The following is a 19517-nucleotide window of genomic DNA, read 5'->3' on the forward strand; positions in this document are numbered from 1 at the left end:
CGGCGCTCACCCGGCCTCTGCCGCGAGGCGGAAGGACGCCGGCCGGAGAGGCTGCCGGCTTTTGGAAGAGACGGGCGGCGGGGTGTCCGCCGACCAATCCGGAGTGAAGGTCCGATCGTGACCGCCATGCTCGCCTTCTGCCGCGACTGCCTCACACCGGCCGCCATCGGCGCCGTGCGTTGCCGGGCCTGCGGCAGCCCGCGGCTCGCGGCGCATGCCGAGCTCGATCGCCTGTCGATCGCGCATATCGATTGCGACGCCTTCTATGCCGCGGTCGAGAAGCGCGACGACCCCTCCCTCGCCGACATGCCGGTGATCATCGGCGGCGGCAAGCGCGGCGTCGTCTCGACCGCCTGCTATGTCGCGCGCATTCACGGCGTCCGTTCGGCGATGCCGATGTTCCAGGCCCTGAAGCTCTGCCCCGACGCCGTGGTGATCCGGCCGAACATGGAGAAATACGTCGCCGTCGGCCGGCAGGTGCGGGCGGCGATGCTCGAACTGACGCCGCTCGTCGAGCCCTTGTCGATCGACGAGGCGTTTCTCGATCTCTCCGGCACGGAGCGGCTGCACGGCGCTTCGCCGGCCCTCGCCCTCGCCCGCTTCCAGCAGCGCATCGAGCGCGACATCGGCATCACGCTGTCGGTCGGGCTCTCCTTCAACAAGTTCCTCGCGAAGATCGCCTCCGATCTCGACAAGCCCCGCGGCTTCGCGGTGATCGGCCGGGGCGAGGCCCTCGCCTTTCTGGCGCCGCGGCCGGTCTCGACGATCTGGGGCGTCGGCAAGGCCTTCGAGGCGAAGCTCGCCGCCGACGGCATCCGCACGGTCGGCCAGTTGCAGGGGATGAGGGAAGGGGAGCTCGCCCGGCGCTACGGTTCGATGGGGTTCCGGCTCGCCCGGCTGTCGCGGGCGGAGGACCGCCGGCCGGTCGACCCGCGCCACGAGCCGAAGAGCGTCGGCGCCGAGACGACCTTCGATGCCGATCTCGCCGATCATACGGCCTTGAGGCCGATCCTGCGCCGGCTGTCCGAGAAGGTGTCCGGCCGGCTGAAGCGGGCGCAACTCGCCGGCGTCACCGTGACGCTCAAGCTGAAGACCGCCGATTTCAAGCTGCGCAGCCGGGCGCGGCAATTGCCCGATCCGACCCAGCTCGCCGACCGCATCTTCCGCGCCGCCGAATCCCTGCTCGCCCACGAGACGAACGGCACATTCTACCGGCTGATCGGGGTGTCGATCTCCGACTTCGCGGATCCGGCGATCGCCGATCCCGACGATCTCGTCGATCCCGGCGCGGGCAAGCGCGCCAAGGCGGAAAAGGCGATCGACGCGGTGCGCGAAAAGTTCGGCCGCGGCGCGGTCGAACACGGCCTCACCTTCGGCACACGGTCCTCCGCGCAGACCGGCGGCCGGCGCGACGAATTCCACGACGTGCGCGACCCCGGGACGCGCGACGGAAGGGGGTAAGCGTAAGGCCCTCACCCTGCCCTCTCCCGCGAGCGGGAGAGGGAATCCCGGCCGACAGATCGGATCAACCCCGCCGCGGGCACGACGATCCCCTCTCCCGCTGCGCGGGAGAGGTCGGGTGATGGTCTTCCCCTGGATCGGCGAAGAGGAAGGAATGCACCCTCACCCTTCGCATCCAGGCCGGCTCCGCTCGCCAAGAGGCGAAGCCCTCTCCCGCGAGCGGGAGAGGGAACGCCCGTCGGCCGCTCGATCACCTTTGCCGCGAGCGCGACGATCCCCTCTCCCGCTGCGCGGGAGAGGTCGGGTGAGGGTCTTCTCTTCTCTTCCCTGCCTACGCGACGAGCGGTGCCGCCTTGGCGCCGAGCGCGGTCTGCGCGTCTTTCGGGGCGAGGCGCACCTGCAGGCCGCGTTGGCCGGCATTGATGAAGACGTGCGGCTCGTCGAGGGCGGCAATCTCGATCGCCGTCGGCACAGGCCGCTTCTGGCCGAACGGGCTGATGCCGCCGACATGATAGCCGGTCAGCCGTTCGGCGGCGTCGGGCTTCATCATCGCCGCCGATTTGCCGCCGAAGGCCGCGGCGAGCTTCTTCATGCTCACTTCGTGATCGGAGGGCACCACGACGCAGACCGGCTTGCCGTCGACCTCCGCCATCAGCGTCTTCAGAACGCGGCGTGGCAGCTCGCCGAGCGCCTCGGCCGCCTGCATGCCGATCCGGTCGGCGCCGGGATCGTAGTCATAGGCGTGGACGGTGAAGGCGATGCCGGCCTTCGAGAGGGCGAGGGTGGCGCGCGTGCTCTTCGACATGATCAGCCGAGCGCCGCCGCGTAGGTCTCGGGCTTGAAGCCGACGATGCGGCGATCGCCGCGGTCGAGCACCGGCCGCTTGATGAGGGAGAGGTTGGCGAGCATCAGCGCGATGGCGCGGTCGCGGTCGAGCCCCTCGCGCTCGTCGTCGGGAAGCTTCCGGAAGGTCGTGCCGGCGCGGTTGAGGAGAACCTCCCACCCGACTTCGTCCGCCCAGGCCTCGAGGGTCGTCCGGTCGAGCCCGGCCTTCTTGTAGTCGTAAAAGCGATACGCGACGCCGTGACCGTCGAGCCAGGCCCGCGCCTTCTTCATCGTATCGCAGTTGGGGATGCCGTAGAGGGTAATCGTCATCGTCGCCGCCGGATCGTGAGAGGGGCAAGAAACGACAAGACGGCTGGCCTGTCGAGCCTCAGCGCCGCAGACGGATCGGTGCCGGGGCGCCGCCGCCCGCGACGAGCCGGCCACCGGCGATGTGGAGCGTGCGATCGACGGTGCCGGCGGGCAGGCCGGCATGGGTGACGAGGAGCACCGTCCGGCCTGCCGTCGCCGCCGCGAGATCCCGGAAGAAGGCGGCCTCCGTCTGCGGATCGAGCCCGCTCGTCGGCTCGTCGAGCGCCAGCACCGGCGCACGCCGGAGCAGCGTGCGCGCGAGTGCGAGGCGGCGGGCCTGCCCGGTCGAGAGGGTCTGGCCGGCCTCGCCGATCCAGGCGTCGAGCCCGCCCGGCATCGCCCGCACGACGTCGGCGAGCCGGACCGATTCGAGCGCCGCCCAGAACACCGCATCGTCCGCCGAGGGGGCGCCGATGGCGAGATTGTCCCGCACCGTGCCGAGAAAGACCGGCGCATCCTGCGCCATCAGGGCGACATGGCGGTGGAGATCGGCCTGTGCCACCTCGCGGATGTCGACGCCGCCGATCCGGATCGCGCCCGATCCGACATCGTCGAGCCGCAGGAGCAGCGACAGGACGGTCGACTTGCCGCCGCCACTCGGACCGACGAGCGCCACCCGCTCACCGGGTTCCAGCGTGAAGGAGAGATCGGAGAGTACCGTCCGGCCGGGTTCATAGGCGTAGGACACGGAATCGAAGGCGATGGTGCCGCCCTCCGGCAAAGGGACCGGCTCGGCCGGATCGGCGACCGGCAGAGCGGTACCGACGAGGGCGCGGATCCGGCGCGCCGCCGCGGCGGCCTGGCCGAGACGCGGGATGCCGCGCAGCACCGGGCCGATCATCTCGAACAGCCCGAGGAGGGCGAGCGCCGCACCGACGAGCAAAGGCCCGGTGAGTGTGCCGGCCTCGAGCGCGCCGAGCCCGACCCAGAGGAGGGCGAGCAGCGCGAGACCGGCGCCGATCTGCGCGATCACGGCGCCGGAGGCGGAAAGCGCCGCCTGGCGCAACCGCGCCGCGGCGAGCGCGTCGGCCTCCCGCATCACCGCCCGGCGGGCCCCGTCGATCACGCCGAGGCCGCGCAGGTCCGCATGGCCCTCAACAGCATCGATGACCCCGGTGCGGAGCGCCGCCGATGCGGCGGTGGCGGCCTCGCCCGGCCGCCGCGCGAGGCGCAGGAGAACGAGCGGCAGGACGGCGGCGAGGAGGAGCGCTACGGCGGCGACCGCCGGAACCGCGTCCGGTAGCAGGAAATGGAGGATCGCGACGAGACTGCCGCCGGCGAGGAGCAAAGCGAGGGACGGGCCGATCGCGAGCAGGAAGACCGTATCGAGCGCATCGACATCGGCGGTCAGCCGGGCGACGAGATCGCCGCCGCGGAAGCTGCGTCGCGCGAGCGGCGCGAGGGGCACCAGCCTCCGGAACAGCCAGACGCGAAGATCGGCGAGCAGCCGGATGGTGGCGTCGTGTCCGGTGACCCGCTCGGCATAGCGGGCGGCGATCCGAAGCATCGACAGCCCCCGCACGGCGGCGGAGGGCGCGAACAGATTGAAGCTCATCGCACCCGCCGCGCCGGCGAGCGCCGCTCCGGTCAGGAACCAGCCGGAGATCGCGAACAGGGCAATGCCGGCGAGGAGCGTGACGGTGGCGAGCAGCAGGGCGAGCGCGAAACGGCCGGAGCGGGCGAGGAACAGGCGGGCGAACATCACTCGGGGCTCCCCGGACGCCCACCGCTGCGGCGGGCGTCATGGACGAGGCGCAGGGTCGGCCGCAGCTGCGTCGCAGGCTCGATCCGGCCATCGACCAGCCGCAGCCGCTGGTCGGCGCGCATCGCCAGCCGCGCCGAATGGGTGGCGATGACGATGGTGCGGCCGCGGCCGAAGCGGAGAATCCCGGCGAGCACCCGCAGCTCGGTTTCCGCGTCGAGATGGGCCGTCGGCTCGTCGAGCAGCAGCAAGCCGGGATCGCGCAGGAACACGCGGGCGAGCGCGACGCGCTGCGCCTCGCCGCCGGAAAGACCGTGGCCGCGTTCGCCGACGAAGGTCGAGAGCCCATGCGGCAGAAGATCGGCGAATTCGGAGACGCAGGCGAGCCGCGCCGCCTCGATCACCGCTGCGGCCGAAGCTTCCGGCCGGCCGAGCCGGATGTTGTCGGCGATCGTGCCGTGCACGATGCGCGGCCGCTGGCCGAGCCAGCCGATCCGCTCGGCGAGTGCCACGGGCGAGATGCCGTCGAGACGGGTGTCGTCGATCAGCACGCGGCCGGCATCGAGCGCGCGCAGGCCGCGCACGGCTTCGAGAAGCGTCGACTTGCCTGCCCCGCTCGCGCCGAGAATCACGGTGAGGCCGCCGGTCGAAGCCGCGAAGCCCACGCCGTCGAGCACGCGGCGGCCGTCCGGCGCATCGAGCACGAGCCCCTCGACGACGAGCGTCGCCGGCCCCTTGTCGCGCAGCTGGGCCCGCCGCGGCGTCTCGGCCGGCGCGGCCGGCAGACCCTCGAACATCCCGTCGAGCGCGGCGGTCGCGGCCTTTGCCGCGGCGCGGTCGTGATAATGCGCGGCGAACTGGCGGAGCGGCAGAAACACCTCCGGCGCCATCAGAAGGCAGAACAGACCGGTGGCGAGGGTGAGCGGGTTCGTCCGGAGCGAGACGAGGCCGAGATAGGAGAGCCCGACATAGAGCGCGACGGCGGCCACCGCGAGCGCGGCGAAGAACTCGAGCACCGCGGAGGAGAGGAAGGCGATCTTCAGCACGGCGAGGGTGCGGGCGCGCAGCGCGTCGCTCGCGTCGCGGACGGTGGCGACCTCGGCTTCGGCGCGCCCGAAGAGCTTCAGCGTGGTGAGGCCGCGCAGCCGGTCGGCGAAGAGGCCGGAGAGCCTCGCGAAGGCGTCGAGATGGCGCCGGCTCGCCCGCTCCGCGCCATAGCCGACGAGCGCCATGAAGAGCGGCACGAGCGGCGCCGTGACGAGAAAGAGCAGCGCGACGATCGGCTCGACCGGAACCACAGCGGCGGCGAAGGCGAGCGGCAGGAAGACCGCAGCGATCGCGGCCGGCAGATAGCGCGCGAAATAGCCCTCGAGCGCGTCGACCTGCTCGATCATCGCGCTCGCGAGGCCGCCGGCCGTGCGGCCGCGCACCCAGTCGACCGGGCGGGCGGCGAAGCGGCGGAACAGGGCGTCGCGGAGCGACCGCTTGATCCGCTCCGCGGCGGCCGCACCGGCGAACTCCCCGACACCGGCCAGCACTGCCCTCAGGCCGATCAGGCCCGCAACGGCAACGAGCGGCGCGACGAGCGCGGCACGCGGCCGGCCCTCGGCGATCGCCGCGCCGAGCAGCCCGGCGAGGAGGTGTGCCTGGACGACGAGCAGGATGCCGGCAAGGAGCGGCGCCGCGAGCGCCACGGCGAGCGCGGCGCGCGCATCGCGGGCGAGGCCGCGCATGAAGCGCGATTGTTCGGGCGAGAGCCGCGGTGCGCCGGCCGGGTCGGGCTCGGCGCTGGCGGCGGATCGGAGCGATGGGGCGGACATGGGTTCCATAGCTAGCCGATCATGATCCCATTCCCTTGACCCAGGTCAACGCGAGGGGCGGCCGCGGAGGCCTAGAGGTTGCGGAGCCTGGGGCAACTTCGCCCAAACAGCACCGCAAGGCGGCTATCCTATGATCGATCTCAATGTCGTGGAGCTGTCGCGGCTGCAGTTCGCAGCGACCGCGATGTACCATTTCCTGTTCGTCCCGCTGACGCTCGGCCTCTCCTTCCTGATGGCGATCATGGAGAGCGTCTATGTCATGACCGGCCGTCCGATCTGGCGCCAGATGACGCAGTTCTGGGGGACGCTGTTCGCCATCAACTTCGCCATGGGCGTTGCCACAGGCATCGTCATGGAGTTCCAGTTCGGTACCAACTGGGCCTATTACAGCCATTACGTCGGCGACATTTTCGGAGCGCCGCTGGCGATCGAGGGCCTGATGGCCTTCTTCCTCGAGGCGACCTTCATCGGCCTCTTCTTCTTCGCCTGGGACCGCCTGTCGAAGGTCGGCCATCTCGTCGTCACCTGGCTGACGGCGCTCGGTGCCAACCTGTCGGCGCTGTGGATCCTCGTCGCCAATGGCTGGATGCAGAACCCGGTCGGCGCCACCTTCAATCCTGACACGATGCGGATGGAGCTCACCGATCTCGTCACGGTGATCTTCAATCCCGTGGCGCAGGCGAAGTTCGTCCACACGGTCAGTGCGGGTTATGTCACCGGCTCGATCTTCGTGATGGCGGTGAGTGCGATCTACCTGCTGCGCCGCCGGCACATCCCGCTCGCCAAGCGCTCGATGACGGTGGCGGCGAGCTTCGGCCTCGCCTCGGCGCTGTCGGTCGTCGTCCTCGGCGACGAGAGCGGCTACACCGCGACCGAAAACCAGAAGATGAAGATCGCCGCGATGGAGGCGATGTGGGAGACCGAGCCGGCCCCGGCGGGCTTCAACGTCTTCGCCATCCCCGACCAGGCGAACCAGACCAACCATTATCAGGTCCATGTCCCCTATGCGCTCGGCCTGATCGCCACGCGGTCGCTCACCAAGGAGGTGCCGGGCATCCGCGAACTGGTGGCGAGCGCGGAGACGCGTATCCGCAGCGGCATCGAGGCCTATCAGGCGCTGCAGCAGGTGCGGCAGGATCCGCAGGATCAGGTCGCTCGGGAACGCTTCTCGGCGACCTGGAAGGATCTCGGCTACGGCCTGCTGCTGAAGCGCTACCGCGACGACATCGCCGCGGCGACGCCCGAGGAGATCAGCCGCGCCGCGCTCGACACGGTGCCCTCCGTGACGCCGCTGTTCTGGAGCTTCCGCGCCATGGTGGCGCTCGGCTTCTACTTCATCGTCTTCTTCGCCGTCGCCTTCTGGCTGTCGGCGCGCGGCAAGCTCGACCGCTACCGGGCTTTCCTGTGGATCGCGGCGCTGAGCCTGCCGCTCCCCTGGGTCGCTTCCGAGCTCGGCTGGTTCGTCGCCGAATTCGGCCGGCAGCCCTGGATCATCGAAGGCGTTCTGCCGACCTTCTATGCGGCTTCCGGCCTGACGATGGTCGATCTCGCCGTCAGCCTCGGCATCTTCCTCGTCGTCTACACCTCGCTCGCCATCGTCGAACTGTTCCTGATGACGCGGGCGATCAAGGCGGGACCCGGCGGCCACATCGAGACGCCGGCCCCTGCCCTGCCCGGCGGCACGCCGATGATCGGCGCCGCGGCCGCGCCCGACCGCCACTGAGAACCGGAGACACAGCGTCATGGACCTCATTCCCTTCGACTATGCGACGCTCCGGCTCGTCTGGTGGCTGTTGCTCGGCGTGCTCCTGATCGGCTTCGCGATCATGGACGGCTTCGACCTCGGCGTCGCCGCGCTGCTGCCCTTCACCGCGCGCAGCGACGACGAACGCCGGGTGGTGCTCAACACGATCGGCCCGGTCTGGGAAGGCAACCAGATCTGGCTGGTGCTCGGCGGCGGCGCGATCTTCGCCGCCTGGCCGCCGCTCTATGCGGTGTCCTTCTCCGGCTTCTACATCGCGATGATCCTGATCCTCTTCGCGCTGATCCTGCGTCCGGTCGGCTTCACCTTCCGCTCGCAGATCTCCAATCCGCGCTGGCGGTCGGTGTGGGACTGGGCGCTGTTCGTCAGCGGTGCGGTGCCGGCACTCGTCTTCGGCGTCGCGGTCGGCAATGTGCTGCAGGGCGTGCCCTTCCGGCTCGACGACACGCTCCGGCCCTTCTACGAGGGCAATTTCTTCCAGCTCCTCAACCCCTTCGCCCTGCTCGCCGGGCTCGTCAGCCTGTCGATGCTCGTCATGCACGGCGCCGGGATGCTGGTCTGGAAGACGGAAGGCCCGATCCAGGCACGGGCGCGCACCTATGGCGGCCTCGCCGCACTCGCGGTCATCGCGCTCTTCCTGCTCGCCGGCCTGTGGGTGTGGATCGGCATCGACGGCTACGTGATCACCAGCGCCGTGGTGGGCGACGGTCCGTCCAACCCCCTCGCCAAGACGGTGGAAATGCAGGCCGGCGCCTGGCTCGCCGCCTACACGACGCGGCCCTGGACCATGGCGGCGCCGATCCTCGGCCTCGCCGGCGCGGCGATCGCCTTCCTCGCCTTCCTGGCGCGGCGCGAGGTCCTGCCCTTCCTCGCCTCGGCGGTGTCGATCCTCGGCATCATCTCGACGGTCGGGCTCGCCATGTTCCCGGTGATCCTGCCCTCCTCGATCGACCCGCGCTCGAGCCTCACCGTCTTCGACGCCTCGTCGAGCCACTACACGCTCTGGATGATGGTGCTCGCGACGGTGGTCTTCCTGCCGATCGTGCTCGCCTACACCGCCTTCGTCTACCGGGTCATGCGCGGCAAGGTCACCGCCGCCTCGGTGGCCGACAACCATCACTCCTACTGAGCCGGAGATATCCCCATGTGGTATTTCGCCTGGATCCTCGGCATCGGCCTCGCCTGCAGCTTCGCCATCCTGAACGCCATGTGGATGGAGCTCCGCGAGGGCGATTCCTGGTCGGACGGTGCGGCGCGGGACCGCTGACCGGTCGACCTTCGAGAGCGCTACGGACGGCGGGCCTCGGCCCGCCGTTTCGCATTTGTCGCGCTCGTTGACGCAGCGCAAGGCCGGCGGGCAGGCGGCCGTGCTCTGCTCGCCTCGTCGGGCGCCGCGGGGGTGGGCCGGACGGAATGCCGCGGCGAGGCGCTCGGGTGCTGATGGGGAGCGCCCGAGGCCCCCTCCTCCGGCCGGACGCCGGACGGTCGTGACGCCCACGCTGCGGGAGGCAGCGTCGCGTGCGGCGCGACCGTCCGGTTCCTCCGCCCCCGACGCCCTGCGACCAGGCGGCTGCCGCCGCGCGCCCCCTCCCCGTGCAATCCCGCACCGATCTGCTGTAAACATGCGACGGACCTGTCGCGCGCAGAGCGCTATAGACGGGAAGCGCGCCGGTCCGCCGCAGCGCGCTCCTCGTGGAGACGTTGCGCATGGACGAGACCTGGACGGGACTGGCGGCATGGCGGGACGCCCTCCCGCGCAGCCCCGCGCTCCGATACGGCGTTGCGTTCGCAACCACCGCCCTCGCGATCGTAGCCCGGGAAATAATGCGGATCTGGGTGCCCGAGCCTCCGACCTTTCTCTTTCTCATCCCGCCGGTCGTCATCACGGCGGGTCTCGCCGGTCTCGGGCCCGGGCTTCTCGCCGCCGCGCTCGGCGTCGTGGCGGGCATCGTGCTGATCGGTGACGCGGCGCTTTCGGTCGCCGGCACACTGAGCTTCGTCGCCATATCGGGCCTGCTCGCCTGGTTCGGGGAGCGGCTCTATCGGGCCGGCATCGAGGCCGACGAATCGGCGCGCGATATCGCCGCGCGCGAGGCGCATCTGCGCTCGATTCTCGAGACCGTCCCGGACGCGATGGTCGTGATCGACGATCGCGGTGTGATCCAGTCCTTCTCGGCCGCCGCGGAGCGGCTGTTCGGCCACACCGAGGCGGAGGCCATCGGCCGCAACGTCTCGATGCTCATGCCGTCGCCCTATCGCGAGAATCACGACGCCTTCGTCGCGCGCTATCTCTCGACCGGCGAAAAGCGGATCATCGGCATCGGCCGCGTCGTGGTCGGCGAGCGCAAGGACGGCTCCACCTTCCCGATGGAACTGAATGTCGGCGAGATGAAGAGCGGCGCGCGGCGTTTCTTCACCGGCTTCATCCGCGATCTGACCGAGCGGCAGCAAACAGAGGCGCGGCTTCAGGAATTGCAGTCCGAGCTGGTCCACGTCTCGCGCCTGACCGCGCTCGGCGAGATGGCCTCCTCGCTGGCACACGAATTGAACCAGCCGCTCACGGCGATCTCCAACTATCTGAAGGGCTGCCAGAGGCTGCTCGGTGCCGCCGAGGCACCGCCCAAGGCGACCCTCGTCGACGCGCTCGACCGCGCCGCCGGCCAGGCGCTGCGGGCGGGGCAAATCATCAGCCGGCTGCGCAGCTTCGTCTCCCGCGGCGACAGCACGCGCTCGATCGAGAGCCTCGCCAAGGTGGTCGAGGAGGCCGGCGCCCTCGCTCTGGTCGGCGCCAAGGAACAGGCCGTCAAGGCCCGCTTCCGCTTCGACCCCGACGCCGACCTCGTGCTCGTGGACAAGATCCAGATCCAGCAGGTGCTGCTCAATCTGATGCGCAATGCCGTCGAGGCGATGGAAGGCACGAGCCGGCGGGAACTGACCGTCACCACGGCCGCCCGCGACCGGCAGTTCGTCGAGGTGCGCGTCACCGATACCGGCAGCGGCCTCGACGAGCAGGTCGCGGCGCGGTTGTTCCAGCCCTTCGTCACATCGAAGGCGCGCGGCATGGGCGTCGGCCTGTCGATTTGCCGCACGATCGTCGAGGCGCATGGCGGGCGAATCTGGGTTGAGCCGAATCCCGGGGGCGGTACGGTGTTTGTCTTCACCCTGACCCGTGTCGACGAGGAGGACGGCCTTGAAAGCCGATAGCCGGGTGCACGTCATCGACGACGACGACGCCAGCCGCGAATCGCTCGTCTTCCTGCTCGGCTCGGCAGCGATCGAGGCGATCGGCCATGCCTCCGCCGAGACCTTCCTCGCCGCCCTGTCGGAAGCGGATCCGGCCTGTGTGGTCACCGATGTGCGCATGCCCGGCATGAGCGGCATCGATCTGCTGCGCCATCTCGGCGAGATCGGTCGCCCGCTGCCCGTGATCGTGATGACCGGCCATGGCGACGTCCCGATGGCCGTCGAGGCCCTCAAGGCGGGCGCCCTCGACTTCATCGAGAAGCCATTCGAAGACGAGCACATGATCGGCGTCGTCCGCGGCGCGCTCGAGCAGGCGACGGCACGGCGGCGGCAGGCCGAGGACAAGGCGGCCATGCTCGCCCGTCTCGATACGCTGACGACGCGCGAACGTCAGGTGTTCGACGGCCTGGTCGCAGGCAATCCGAACAAGACGATCGCCTATGATCTCGGTATCAGCCCTCGCACGGTCGAGATCTACCGCGCGAATGTGATGGCGAAGCTCGAAGCCGCGAGCCTTTCGGACGTCATCCGGATCGCCTTCCTCGCCGAGGAGGCGAACCGCTCCATCTGACCATGCGCTTCCGCATGCGCCTTGATCTGGATCAAGGCGCGCGGTTCGCCCTTCGTCTGACCTGTCGGCCCCGACGGAGTGGAACGAGCATGCAGCGGCGCGATGGCGTCACCGATCTGATCGAGAAGTGTATGTTGGCCCACACCGCCGGCGCGGACTTCCCCAAGGTATGGCGCGAAATACTGAGCCGCAGCCGGCTCGTCATCGGCGTGCCCGTTCAGCGGCTCGAGGGCGCGCGCGCCATTCTCGAGATCAAGCTGATCACCGGCGAGCGGCTGCTGTGCGACCCGGCCGGCTACGCCCTCGGCTGAACACCCTCCCCCCTGACGGCGCTGCGCTCGATCGCGCGCAGCAGGGCATCGATGTCGATCGGCTTGTCGAGCAAGGCGAGCGCGCCGGCGCGGCGGGCCCGGCGCGCCATCTCGTCGTCGCTGCGCGCCGAGACGACCACCGAGGGGAGGCCGACATTGCGCGCCCGCATCCGGGCCAACGTTTCGAGGCCGCCATTGCGCGCCCGCATCCGGGCCAACGTTTCGAGGCCGCTTGCGCCGGGCAGCCCGGCATCGATAACGACGAATCGGTCGTCGCCGATCTCCTGCTGGTCGAGGAACGCCTCGCCGCTCGCGAAATCCTCCACGGCATAGCCATAGGTCTCCAGCACCATGCGAAGCGATTCCCGCACGGCCTTGTCGTCCTCGACAATCACGATGGTGGGCTTCACGAATCGGGCGTCCAGACAGAGCATGACGGGTGGAGTTTCGCCAACGGGGCCGGTTCCGCTCTGATTCACGTCAACTCGGCGACGAGAATCGGGGCCCCCGGCGGCGCAATCAGCCCTCCTTCTGTCGTCGCCGCAGCACGGGAGGGCCGGTCTCAGTAATCAGGCGCGCGCCGCGCTGGAAGGTCAGGTAGTTCCACCCCCAGCTCAAGGCGACGGAAAGACGGTTGCGCGTGCCGATCAGAAAATAGACGTGCACGACGCTCCAGAACACCCAGCCGAGAAAACCGCGGAGTTCGAGGCGTCCGAGCTTAACGACCGCCGCCTTCCGGCCGATGGTCGCGAGGTCGCCCTGATGGCGATAGACGAAGGGGCCGGTCTCCGGCTCGCCGGCGGCGCGGGCGGCGATGCGGCGTCCGACATAGCGGCCCATCTGCTTCGCCGCCGGGGCGATGCCGGGAATCGGCTTGCCGTCCTGCTTGCGGGTCGCCGTGTCGCCGATCGCGAAGATCTCGGGATGGCCGGGCACCGAGAGATCGGCCTCGACCGGAACCCGGCCGGCCCGATCGCTCTCGACGCCGAGCCAGCGCGCCGCCGGCGACGCGACGACGCCCGCTGCCCAGATGATGGTGGCCGCTGGCAGGCGCTCCTCGGCGAGCGTGACGCCGCTCTCGTCGCAGGCGGTCACCGGCACACCGGTGCGGACCTCGACGCCCATCTTTTCGAGCGCCCGCTTCGCATAGGCCGAAAGATGCTCGGGAAAGGCGGCCAGAATGCGCGGACCCGCCTCGACGAGCACGATCCGCGCCCGGCGCGGGTCGATGTGGTGGAAATCGAGCGGCAGCGCATGGCGTGCGAGCTCGGCGATCGCACCGGCCATCTCCACGCCCGTTGGGCCGCCGCCGACCAGGACGAAGGTCATCAGCCGCGCGCGTTCGGCCGGATCGGAAACGAGTTCCGCCCGCTCGAAGGCGATCAGCACGCGGCGGCGGATCTCGGTCGCATCCTCGACGCGCTTCAGCCCGGGCGCCGCCTCGGACCATTCGTCATGGCCGAAATAGGAGTGCGTCGCACCCGTCGCGAGCACGAGGACGTCGTAAGGGATATCCGCCGCCGTCGTTCGCACGCAGCGGCCCGCCGTATCGACGGCGTCCACCTCCGCCATCAGTACCGTGACGTTCGGCCGGCTGCCGACGATGCCGCGGATCGGCCAGGCGATGTCGGCGGGCGACAGCGCCGCCGTCGCCACCTGATAGAGCAGAGGCTGGAAGCAATGATGGTTCTGGCGGTCGATCAGGGTTATGTCGACCGGTGCGCGGCCGAGCGCACGCACCACCTCGAGCCCGCCGAAGCCGCCGCCCACCACCACGACGCGGGGCCGCGCTGCACCCTCGTGTCCCATCCGCTCAGGCATGTTTTCGCTCATCGTTCGCCGAACGCGGCGGCCGGCCGGCTGTTCCGCACCGTGACAAAGACCGGTCGCCGGGTCACCTTACTCCCGCACCCCCAGCGAGGTCGCGTCTCATGATCTGGTCCTTTCCGATCGGCACCGTGCGCGGCACGGTGGTGCGCGTCCACCTCACCTTCCTGCTCTTCCTGATCTGGATCGGCGGCTCGGCCTTCGCGCAGTCAGGCGCCCGGGCGGCGCTCGAAGGCGTCGTCCTCGTGCTCCTCCTGTTCCTTTGCGTCGTGCTGCACGAATTCGGCCATGTCTTCGCGGCGCGCCGCTACGGCGTGAAGACGCCGGACATCACGCTGCTGCCGATCGGCGGCGTCGCGCGGCCCGAGCGGATTCCCCGGGTTCCGGGTCGCCGACGCGCGCAGCCCCCGACACCTTGATCGTACGGCCAGGACCCCGCCGGCCAAGGGTATCCCGCGGAGAGGCGGATAGAATGACCGGCTGCCGGACGGCAAACGGACGGCCCGACCCGCTGCCAGACCGCCGTCCAGCCTCGGCATCCGCGGGAGATCAGGCCGCACCGCGCGCGCCGCCGGCATCGTGCGGGTCGAGCCTCTCGACCGCCGCCTCCGCCGGCATAGCCCGGCCGAGATAGAAACCCTGGCCGAAATCGCAGCCGATCGAGGCGAGATGGTCGAGCACCGCCTTGTCCTCGATCCCCTCGGCGACGGTCGGCAGACCGAGGGTCTTCGCAAGGCTGACGATCGCGTCGACGATCTTGCGGCTGTCGCTGCTCGTCTGCATCGACTGCACGAAGGAACGGTCGATCTTCACCTTGTCGAACTTCAGCTCGCGCAGGTGATAGAGGCTCGAATAGCCGGTGCCGAAATCGTCGAGCGCGATCCGCACGCCGTTGCTACGCAAGCTGGAGAGAATCGCCTTCGCCGTCTTGAGGTCCGAGACGAGCGCGGTTTCGGTGACCTCGATCTCCAGCCGCGTCGGCGCGAAGCCCTCTTCCGCCAGAATGCCGAGAATCTGGTTCGGCAGGAGCGGGTCCTTGAGCTGAACCGGCGAGATGTTGAGCGCGAGGCGGATGTCGTCCGACCATTGGCGACTGTCGCGACAGGCCCGCCGCAGCAGGGACCAGGTGAGATCCGAGATGAGGCCGATTTGTTCGGCGAGCGGGATGAAGACGTCGGGTCGGATCCAGCCGCGCGTCGGGTGGTTCCAGCGCGCGAGCACCTCGAAGCCGTAAACATGGCCGTCGCGCATGTCGACGAGCGGCTGGTAGTGCGGCTCGAGCCGCTCCTCCCCGATGGCTTTGCGCAGATCGGCTTCGAGCGCGGCCCGGTCGCGCAGCTCCTCGTCCATGCTCTGCTCGAAGAAACGATAGGTGGAGCGGCCGTCCCGCTTCGCACGATACATCGCGATGTCCGCCGCGCGCAGCAGGCTCTCCGCGTCCCGGCCGTCGGCGGGGCACCAGGCGATGCCGATGCTGGCACCCACCTCGACCGCGCCATCGCCGATCGCGATCGGCTCGCGGATGGCGGCGATCAGCCGGCTGGCGAGCCGCATTACGCCTTCGCGCGGGTCGCCGCCATCGGCGGCGGCGACGACGGCGAACTCGTCGCCGCCGAGCCGTGCGACGGTGTCCTCGCGGCGAACGATCTCCCGCAGCCGCCGCGCCACCTCACAGAGCACGGTGTCGCCCACGGCGTGGCCCTGGATGTCGTTCACCGGCTTGAAGCGGTCGAGATCGAGCAGCATCACCGCATAAGAAATGCCCTCACCGAGCGAGCGCGCGACGGCAGCCTGCAACTCGACCGAGAAGACCCGTCGGTTCGGGAGGCCCGTCAGCGCATCGTGGCGGGCGAGCGACTGCGCCTGTTTCTGCGCGGCGCGGGTCTCCTCGTGCGCCCGCTCGAGCGCGGCGGCATTCGCTCGGAACACTTCGAAAGCGCGGGCCATCGCGCCGATCTCGTCGCGGCGTTCGGTTCCGGGGACGCTCTGCACGCATTCGCCCGCGGCGAGCCGCATGAGCGCGTCCATGATCGCGGCGAGCGGCTTGGCGATCGTCTGACGGATCCGATAGAGGAGCGTCAGCACCAGCAGCGAGCCGATCGCCACTCCGGCGAGGGTCAGCGCGATCGTCTCGTCGATCAGCCGGTCTGCCCGGTCTATCTCGAACTCGGCGGCGTCGGCCTGGATATCCGCCATGACATCGAGCGCCATGATGGATCGGTCGAAGCCGCGATCGAGCGCCTGCTGTTCCCGGTCGCCGGACGCCCCGCCCAACAGCCAGGCGTCATGCGTCGCAAGATAGGTTTGCCAGGCCATGGTGAAGCCGGCGAGGCTCGCCCGGGAGGTATCGCCGTTCCGCAACGCCTCATAGCGCTGGCCGAGTGTCTCGATCTCACGGCGGAGCACGTCGAGACGGGCGATCGTAACCTCCCGCGCCGCCGTGCTCCGGGCGAGGTCCGCTTCGGCGATCCGGAAGGAGGAGACGGCCTCCTCGAGATTGTTCAGCACCCGGGCCGTGGCGAGCCAACGGTCGCGCACGGCTTCCGTCTGCTCGTCGATCACCATCAGACGGTTCAGCGACAGCGCGCCCAGAACGGCGACCACGCCGAGGAAGACCACCGCAAAGACGGTCAACCGCGCAGAGATAGAGAGGCGTTTGCGGTCGAGCAGGTGGCTCACCCTTGGTCGTCCTTCGGCATGGATCATGCTCGCGCCTTCGTTATGCTCAGACTTCGGGCCGCGCTTCAATCGACGCAAGCGCGTCCACGAGCAAATCGAGCAACGGCCGTTGCGCCTCGTTGATCTTGTCGCGCGCCTCGGCGAGCGAGAACCAGTCCGCCCGATCGACCTCGGGAAAAGTCGAGATATTGCCGCTGCGCGGTGGCCATTCCGTCGTGAACCGGTTGCTCGATAGAGTGCGGGGATCGAACGCGCCTTCGAGTGCGAAGGCTTCGACCCATTTGCCGCCCTTCTGCCGGATCCGGCCGAGAGGGGTGAGCGGACCGACCGCCGGCGCGCCGAGCTCTTCGGCGAATTCACGCCGCGCCGCCGTCTCGCTGTCCTCGCCGTCGAGCGGCGCCCCCTTCGGGATGGTCCAGGCGCCGACGTCGCGGCGGCGCCAGAACGGGCCGCCCGGATGGACGAGGAGCACCTCGAGCGCGCCACCGGCACGATGGCGATAGAGCAGGATTCCGGCGCTGAGCCGCATGGCGTCTCCCGTCGGGCACGGCGCCGGCCTCGCGCTTGACCCAGGTCAAGGCAGGAAACGCCGTCGCGCGTTCTCTTGCAAGCCGTGTCACACCGCATGCATTCCCATCATCCGGCGATGCGGCCGGTGTGGATCTTGCCGCCGTCCCGAACGTGATACGGTCCGAAGACGGCCAGCATCCGAAGGAGCCCCCCATGCGTGTCGAAGCCGTGATGACGAGCCCTGTCGTGAGCGTCGAACGCGCCACCCCGATCGCCGACGCCGCCCGGCTGATGCTCGCCAACGAGATCAGCGGCCTGCCGGTCGTCTCCTCGGAGGGCGCGCTCGTCGGCATCGTCAGCGAAGGCGACTTCCTGCGCCGCGGCGAACTCGGCACCGAGCGGAAGCGGCCCCGCTGGCTCGAATTCCTCGCCGGTCCCGGCCGGCTCGCCGAGGATTATGTCCGCAGCCACGGTCGCCATGTGGACGAGGTCATGACCGAGGCGGTTGCGACGGTCACGCCCGACACCCCGCTCGAAGACGCCGTCGAGATCATGGCGAAACGCCGGATCAAGCGCCTCCCGGTGGTCGCCGGCGGGCGTCTCATCGGCATCGTCACCCGTTCGGACCTGTTGCGCGCTCTGACGGCCGCCCTGCCCGCCGACGCGGCGCCCACCGACGACCGGCGCATCCGGGCCGCCATCGAGGCGCAGCTCGACAAGGCGGACTGGCTCGGCAACGGCCTTATCCGCGTCGCGGTCGCCGACGGTACGGTGACGCTCGACGGCGCGATCTTCGACGAGCGGCAACGTCAGGCGGCGCGCGTGCTCGCCGAGAACGTGCCGGGCGTGAAGAGCGTCGTCGACCAGCTGGTCTGGATCGAGCCGATGTCGGGTTTCGTCGTGATGCCTCCCGAAGGCCGCCCGATCGGGTAAGATGAGCCGTATCGTCGCGGAGCGTCGGCCGGCGGAGCCGTTGTTGCCGCCCGGCATTGGTGTTCGGCGCGGGTGCCACCCGCGCCGGACGCGCTAGGCGTCCTGCCCCGCGACGATCGAGAACGAAAGGCACAGACGATGGCCAAATCGCTTCGAACCGTGGAGACGAAGCCGGGTCACGGCAGCCAGCCCTGGCTGCACCAGACCGGCGCTGAAATCCAGAAATTCGGTTCGGTCCGCCAGTTTCCGCTCGGCCTCTCGCACGATGCGCGGCTCTATTCCTGCGAGCGGCTGAACCGGGTGCTCGCCGATACGCAGATCCTGCACGCGCTCTACAAGAAGCACCACTGGCTGATGCGCGGCGCCACCTTCTACCAGCTGCATCTGCTGCTCGATAAGCACGCCGGCGAACAGCTCGCGCTGATCGACGCGATCGCCGAACGGATCCAGACCCTTGGCGGCATCGCGGTCGGCGATCCCCGCCATGTCGCCGAGATCACCCGCATCCCGCGCGCACCCGACGGCGCGGAGGAGGTGCCGGCCATGCTGTCGCGCCTCCTCGAGGCGCACGAACTGATTCTGATCGACGCGCACGAGGCGGCGGCGAAGGCCGACGAGCTCGGCGACGACGGCACCAATGATCTGCTCGTGTCGGGCGTCATCCGCACCGGCGAGTTGCAGGCCTGGTTCCTCGCCGAGCATCTCGTCGACACGCCGCTCGTCCGCGCCTGACGTGACGGCGGTCGACCTCCTCCCGGACCCGGCGACGACGCTCGCCGCGACCGCCGGCGCTCCGTTCCGCTTCGAGGCCTTCGACAGCCTCGGGGCGGGGCTCGAGGCGCAGCAGGATCTCGCCCGCGCGATCGGACTGGACGGCGGACCGGTGCTCCTCGCCTGGACCGCGCCGCGCGGCCTGATCGTCGGCCGCGCCGACACCCGCCTGCCGCATTTCGAAGCCGCCGTCGCTCGGCTCGCCGCCGAGGGCTGGTCCGTCATCGTCCGACGCGCCGGCGGCAGCGCCTGCCCCGCCTCCGCGGGAACGCTGCAGATCGCCCTCGCCCGCGCGGTCGGCCCTCGGGCGACGATCGACGGGACCTATCAGGAACTGGTCGATCTCCTCGGACGCCTCTTCGCCGGCTACGGCCTCGCGGCCGAGGTCGGCGAGAAGCCCGACGCCTTCTGTCCCGGCCGCTACGACATGTCGGTCGGCGGCCGCAAGCTCGTCGGCATCGCGCAGCACTGGCGCCAGATCGCCGGCCGGGCGACGGCGACCACCGCTGCGACCCTCCTCGTCGAGGAGGACGGGGCGGCGCTGTCGCGAATCGTCGATCTCTTCTACGAGACCGCCGGGGGAACGCTGCGCTGCGCTCCGGAGGCGGTCGGGTCGCTGCGCGCGGCCCTTCCCGCGACCTCGCTTTCCGGAGCCGCCCTCCTCGTCGACATCGCCGCACGGCTCGAGGCGCTCACGGCTGGATAGAGACGCCGCCGCTCTGTAAGACGGAAG

The 19517-nt window shown here is 69.9% G+C and carries 18 protein-coding genes and 1 pseudogene; 11 read left to right on the forward strand and 8 right to left on the reverse strand.

Annotation, left to right across the window (positions count from 1 at the left end; genetic code table 11):
• Positions 1-126: 126 nt before the first annotated feature.
• Positions 127-1461, forward strand: coding sequence for a DNA polymerase IV (locus GGQ63_RS01655; RefSeq protein WP_183852604.1), 1335 nt, complete (start codon positions 127-129; stop codon positions 1459-1461).
• 331 nt (positions 1462-1792) lie between these two features.
• Here GGQ63_RS01655 and ybaK read toward each other — a convergent pair whose 3' ends face one another.
• Genes ybaK through cydD form a run of 4 tightly spaced genes read right to left on the reverse strand, consistent with a single transcriptional unit; the run spans position 1793 to position 6177 of the window.
• On the reverse strand, positions 1793-2266 hold the full coding sequence (gene ybaK / locus GGQ63_RS01660; protein WP_183851851.1) for a Cys-tRNA(Pro) deacylase: 474 nt from the start codon (positions 2264-2266) through the stop codon (positions 1793-1795).
• 2 nt (positions 2267-2268) lie between these two features.
• The gene (locus GGQ63_RS01665) at positions 2269-2616 is read right to left on the reverse strand and encodes an ArsC family reductase (protein WP_183851852.1); all 348 of its coding nucleotides are present in this window, start codon (positions 2614-2616) and stop codon (positions 2269-2271) included.
• 58 nt (positions 2617-2674) lie between these two features.
• Positions 2675-4357: a thiol reductant ABC exporter subunit CydC gene (gene cydC, locus GGQ63_RS01670; protein ID WP_183851853.1), complete on the reverse strand. Its 1683-nt coding sequence runs from the start codon at positions 4355-4357 to the stop codon at positions 2675-2677.
• Positions 4357-6177, reverse strand: a complete 1821-nt coding sequence (cydD, locus tag GGQ63_RS01675; RefSeq protein WP_183851854.1) for a thiol reductant ABC exporter subunit CydD — start codon at positions 6175-6177, stop codon at positions 4357-4359. The genes cydC and cydD overlap by 1 nt, the downstream gene beginning before the upstream one ends.
• 130 nt (positions 6178-6307) lie before the next feature.
• Here cydD and GGQ63_RS01680 point away from each other — a divergent pair, with 130 nt between their 5' ends.
• The 6 genes from GGQ63_RS01680 to GGQ63_RS01705 all read left to right on the forward strand — a co-directional run bounded on the left by GGQ63_RS01680 (position 6308) and on the right by GGQ63_RS01705 (position 12064).
• Entirely contained in the window at positions 6308-7900 is a 1593-nt protein-coding gene (locus GGQ63_RS01680) for a cytochrome ubiquinol oxidase subunit I (RefSeq protein ID WP_183851855.1), read from the forward strand.
• A gap of 19 nt (positions 7901-7919) precedes the next feature.
• Positions 7920-9068 carry a cytochrome d ubiquinol oxidase subunit II gene (gene cydB / locus GGQ63_RS01685; RefSeq protein ID WP_183851856.1) on the forward strand — a complete coding sequence of 383 codons (1149 nt, stop codon included), beginning with the start codon at positions 7920-7922 and terminating at the stop codon, positions 9066-9068.
• A 15-nt stretch (positions 9069-9083) separates the two neighbouring features.
• Positions 9084-9206 carry a cytochrome bd-I oxidase subunit CydX gene (gene cydX / locus GGQ63_RS01690; RefSeq protein ID WP_183851857.1) on the forward strand — a complete coding sequence of 41 codons (123 nt, stop codon included), beginning with the start codon at positions 9084-9086 and terminating at the stop codon, positions 9204-9206.
• A 557-nt stretch (positions 9207-9763) separates the two neighbouring features.
• Entirely contained in the window at positions 9764-11143 is a 1380-nt protein-coding gene (locus GGQ63_RS01695) for a sensor histidine kinase (protein WP_183851858.1), read from the forward strand.
• Positions 11130-11753 (forward strand): response regulator FixJ, encoded by a 624-nt coding sequence (gene fixJ / locus GGQ63_RS01700; protein ID WP_183851859.1) that lies wholly within the window; start codon positions 11130-11132, stop codon positions 11751-11753. The genes GGQ63_RS01695 and fixJ overlap by 14 nt, the downstream gene beginning before the upstream one ends.
• 89 nt (positions 11754-11842) lie before the next feature.
• Positions 11843-12064 (forward strand): hypothetical protein, encoded by a 222-nt coding sequence (locus tag GGQ63_RS01705; protein ID WP_183851860.1) that lies wholly within the window; start codon positions 11843-11845, stop codon positions 12062-12064.
• Here GGQ63_RS01705 and GGQ63_RS01710 read toward each other — a convergent pair.
• Together GGQ63_RS01710 and GGQ63_RS01715 are read right to left on the reverse strand one after the other, a co-directional pair.
• Positions 12049-12543 carry a response regulator gene (locus GGQ63_RS01710; protein ID WP_183851861.1) on the reverse strand — a complete coding sequence of 165 codons (495 nt, stop codon included), beginning with the start codon at positions 12541-12543 and terminating at the stop codon, positions 12049-12051. The genes GGQ63_RS01705 and GGQ63_RS01710 overlap by 16 nt on opposite strands.
• Before the next feature lie 40 nt (positions 12544-12583).
• A complete protein-coding gene (locus GGQ63_RS01715) occupies positions 12584-13885 on the reverse strand; it encodes an NAD(P)/FAD-dependent oxidoreductase (protein ID WP_183851862.1) in 1302 nt (433 codons plus the stop codon).
• Between the two features lie 110 nt (positions 13886-13995).
• Here GGQ63_RS01715 and GGQ63_RS01720 point away from each other — a divergent pair.
• Positions 13996-14280 (forward strand): annotated as a pseudogene (locus GGQ63_RS01720) (site-2 protease family protein); the annotation flags it as partial.
• 160 nt (positions 14281-14440) lie between these two features.
• Here the strand turns inward: GGQ63_RS01720 and GGQ63_RS01725 are convergent.
• Positions 14441-16570 (reverse strand): EAL domain-containing protein, encoded by a 2130-nt coding sequence (locus GGQ63_RS01725; RefSeq protein WP_183851863.1) that lies wholly within the window; start codon positions 16568-16570, stop codon positions 14441-14443.
• A gap of 46 nt (positions 16571-16616) precedes the next feature.
• Positions 16617-17099 carry an NUDIX hydrolase gene (locus GGQ63_RS01730; RefSeq protein ID WP_183851864.1) on the reverse strand — a complete coding sequence of 161 codons (483 nt, stop codon included), beginning with the start codon at positions 17097-17099 and terminating at the stop codon, positions 16617-16619.
• A gap of 194 nt (positions 17100-17293) precedes the next feature.
• Here GGQ63_RS01730 and GGQ63_RS01735 point away from each other — a divergent pair, with 194 nt between their 5' ends.
• The 3 genes from GGQ63_RS01735 to GGQ63_RS01745 all read left to right on the forward strand — a co-directional run bounded on the left by GGQ63_RS01735 (position 17294) and on the right by GGQ63_RS01745 (position 19490).
• Positions 17294-18013 carry a CBS domain-containing protein gene (locus tag GGQ63_RS01735; RefSeq protein WP_183851865.1) on the forward strand — a complete coding sequence of 240 codons (720 nt, stop codon included), beginning with the start codon at positions 17294-17296 and terminating at the stop codon, positions 18011-18013.
• Between the two features lie 138 nt (positions 18014-18151).
• The gene (locus tag GGQ63_RS01740) at positions 18152-18745 is read left to right on the forward strand and encodes a Dps family protein (RefSeq protein WP_183851866.1); all 594 of its coding nucleotides are present in this window, start codon (positions 18152-18154) and stop codon (positions 18743-18745) included.
• 1 nt (position 18746) lies between these two features.
• Positions 18747-19490 carry a lipoyl protein ligase domain-containing protein gene (locus tag GGQ63_RS01745; protein ID WP_183851867.1) on the forward strand — a complete coding sequence of 248 codons (744 nt, stop codon included), beginning with the start codon at positions 18747-18749 and terminating at the stop codon, positions 19488-19490.
• Positions 19491-19517: the final 27 nt, after the last annotated feature.

It is taken from the genome of Prosthecomicrobium pneumaticum (genome assembly GCF_014199915.1).
GTDB lineage: Bacteria > Pseudomonadota > Alphaproteobacteria > Rhizobiales > Kaistiaceae > Prosthecomicrobium > Prosthecomicrobium pneumaticum.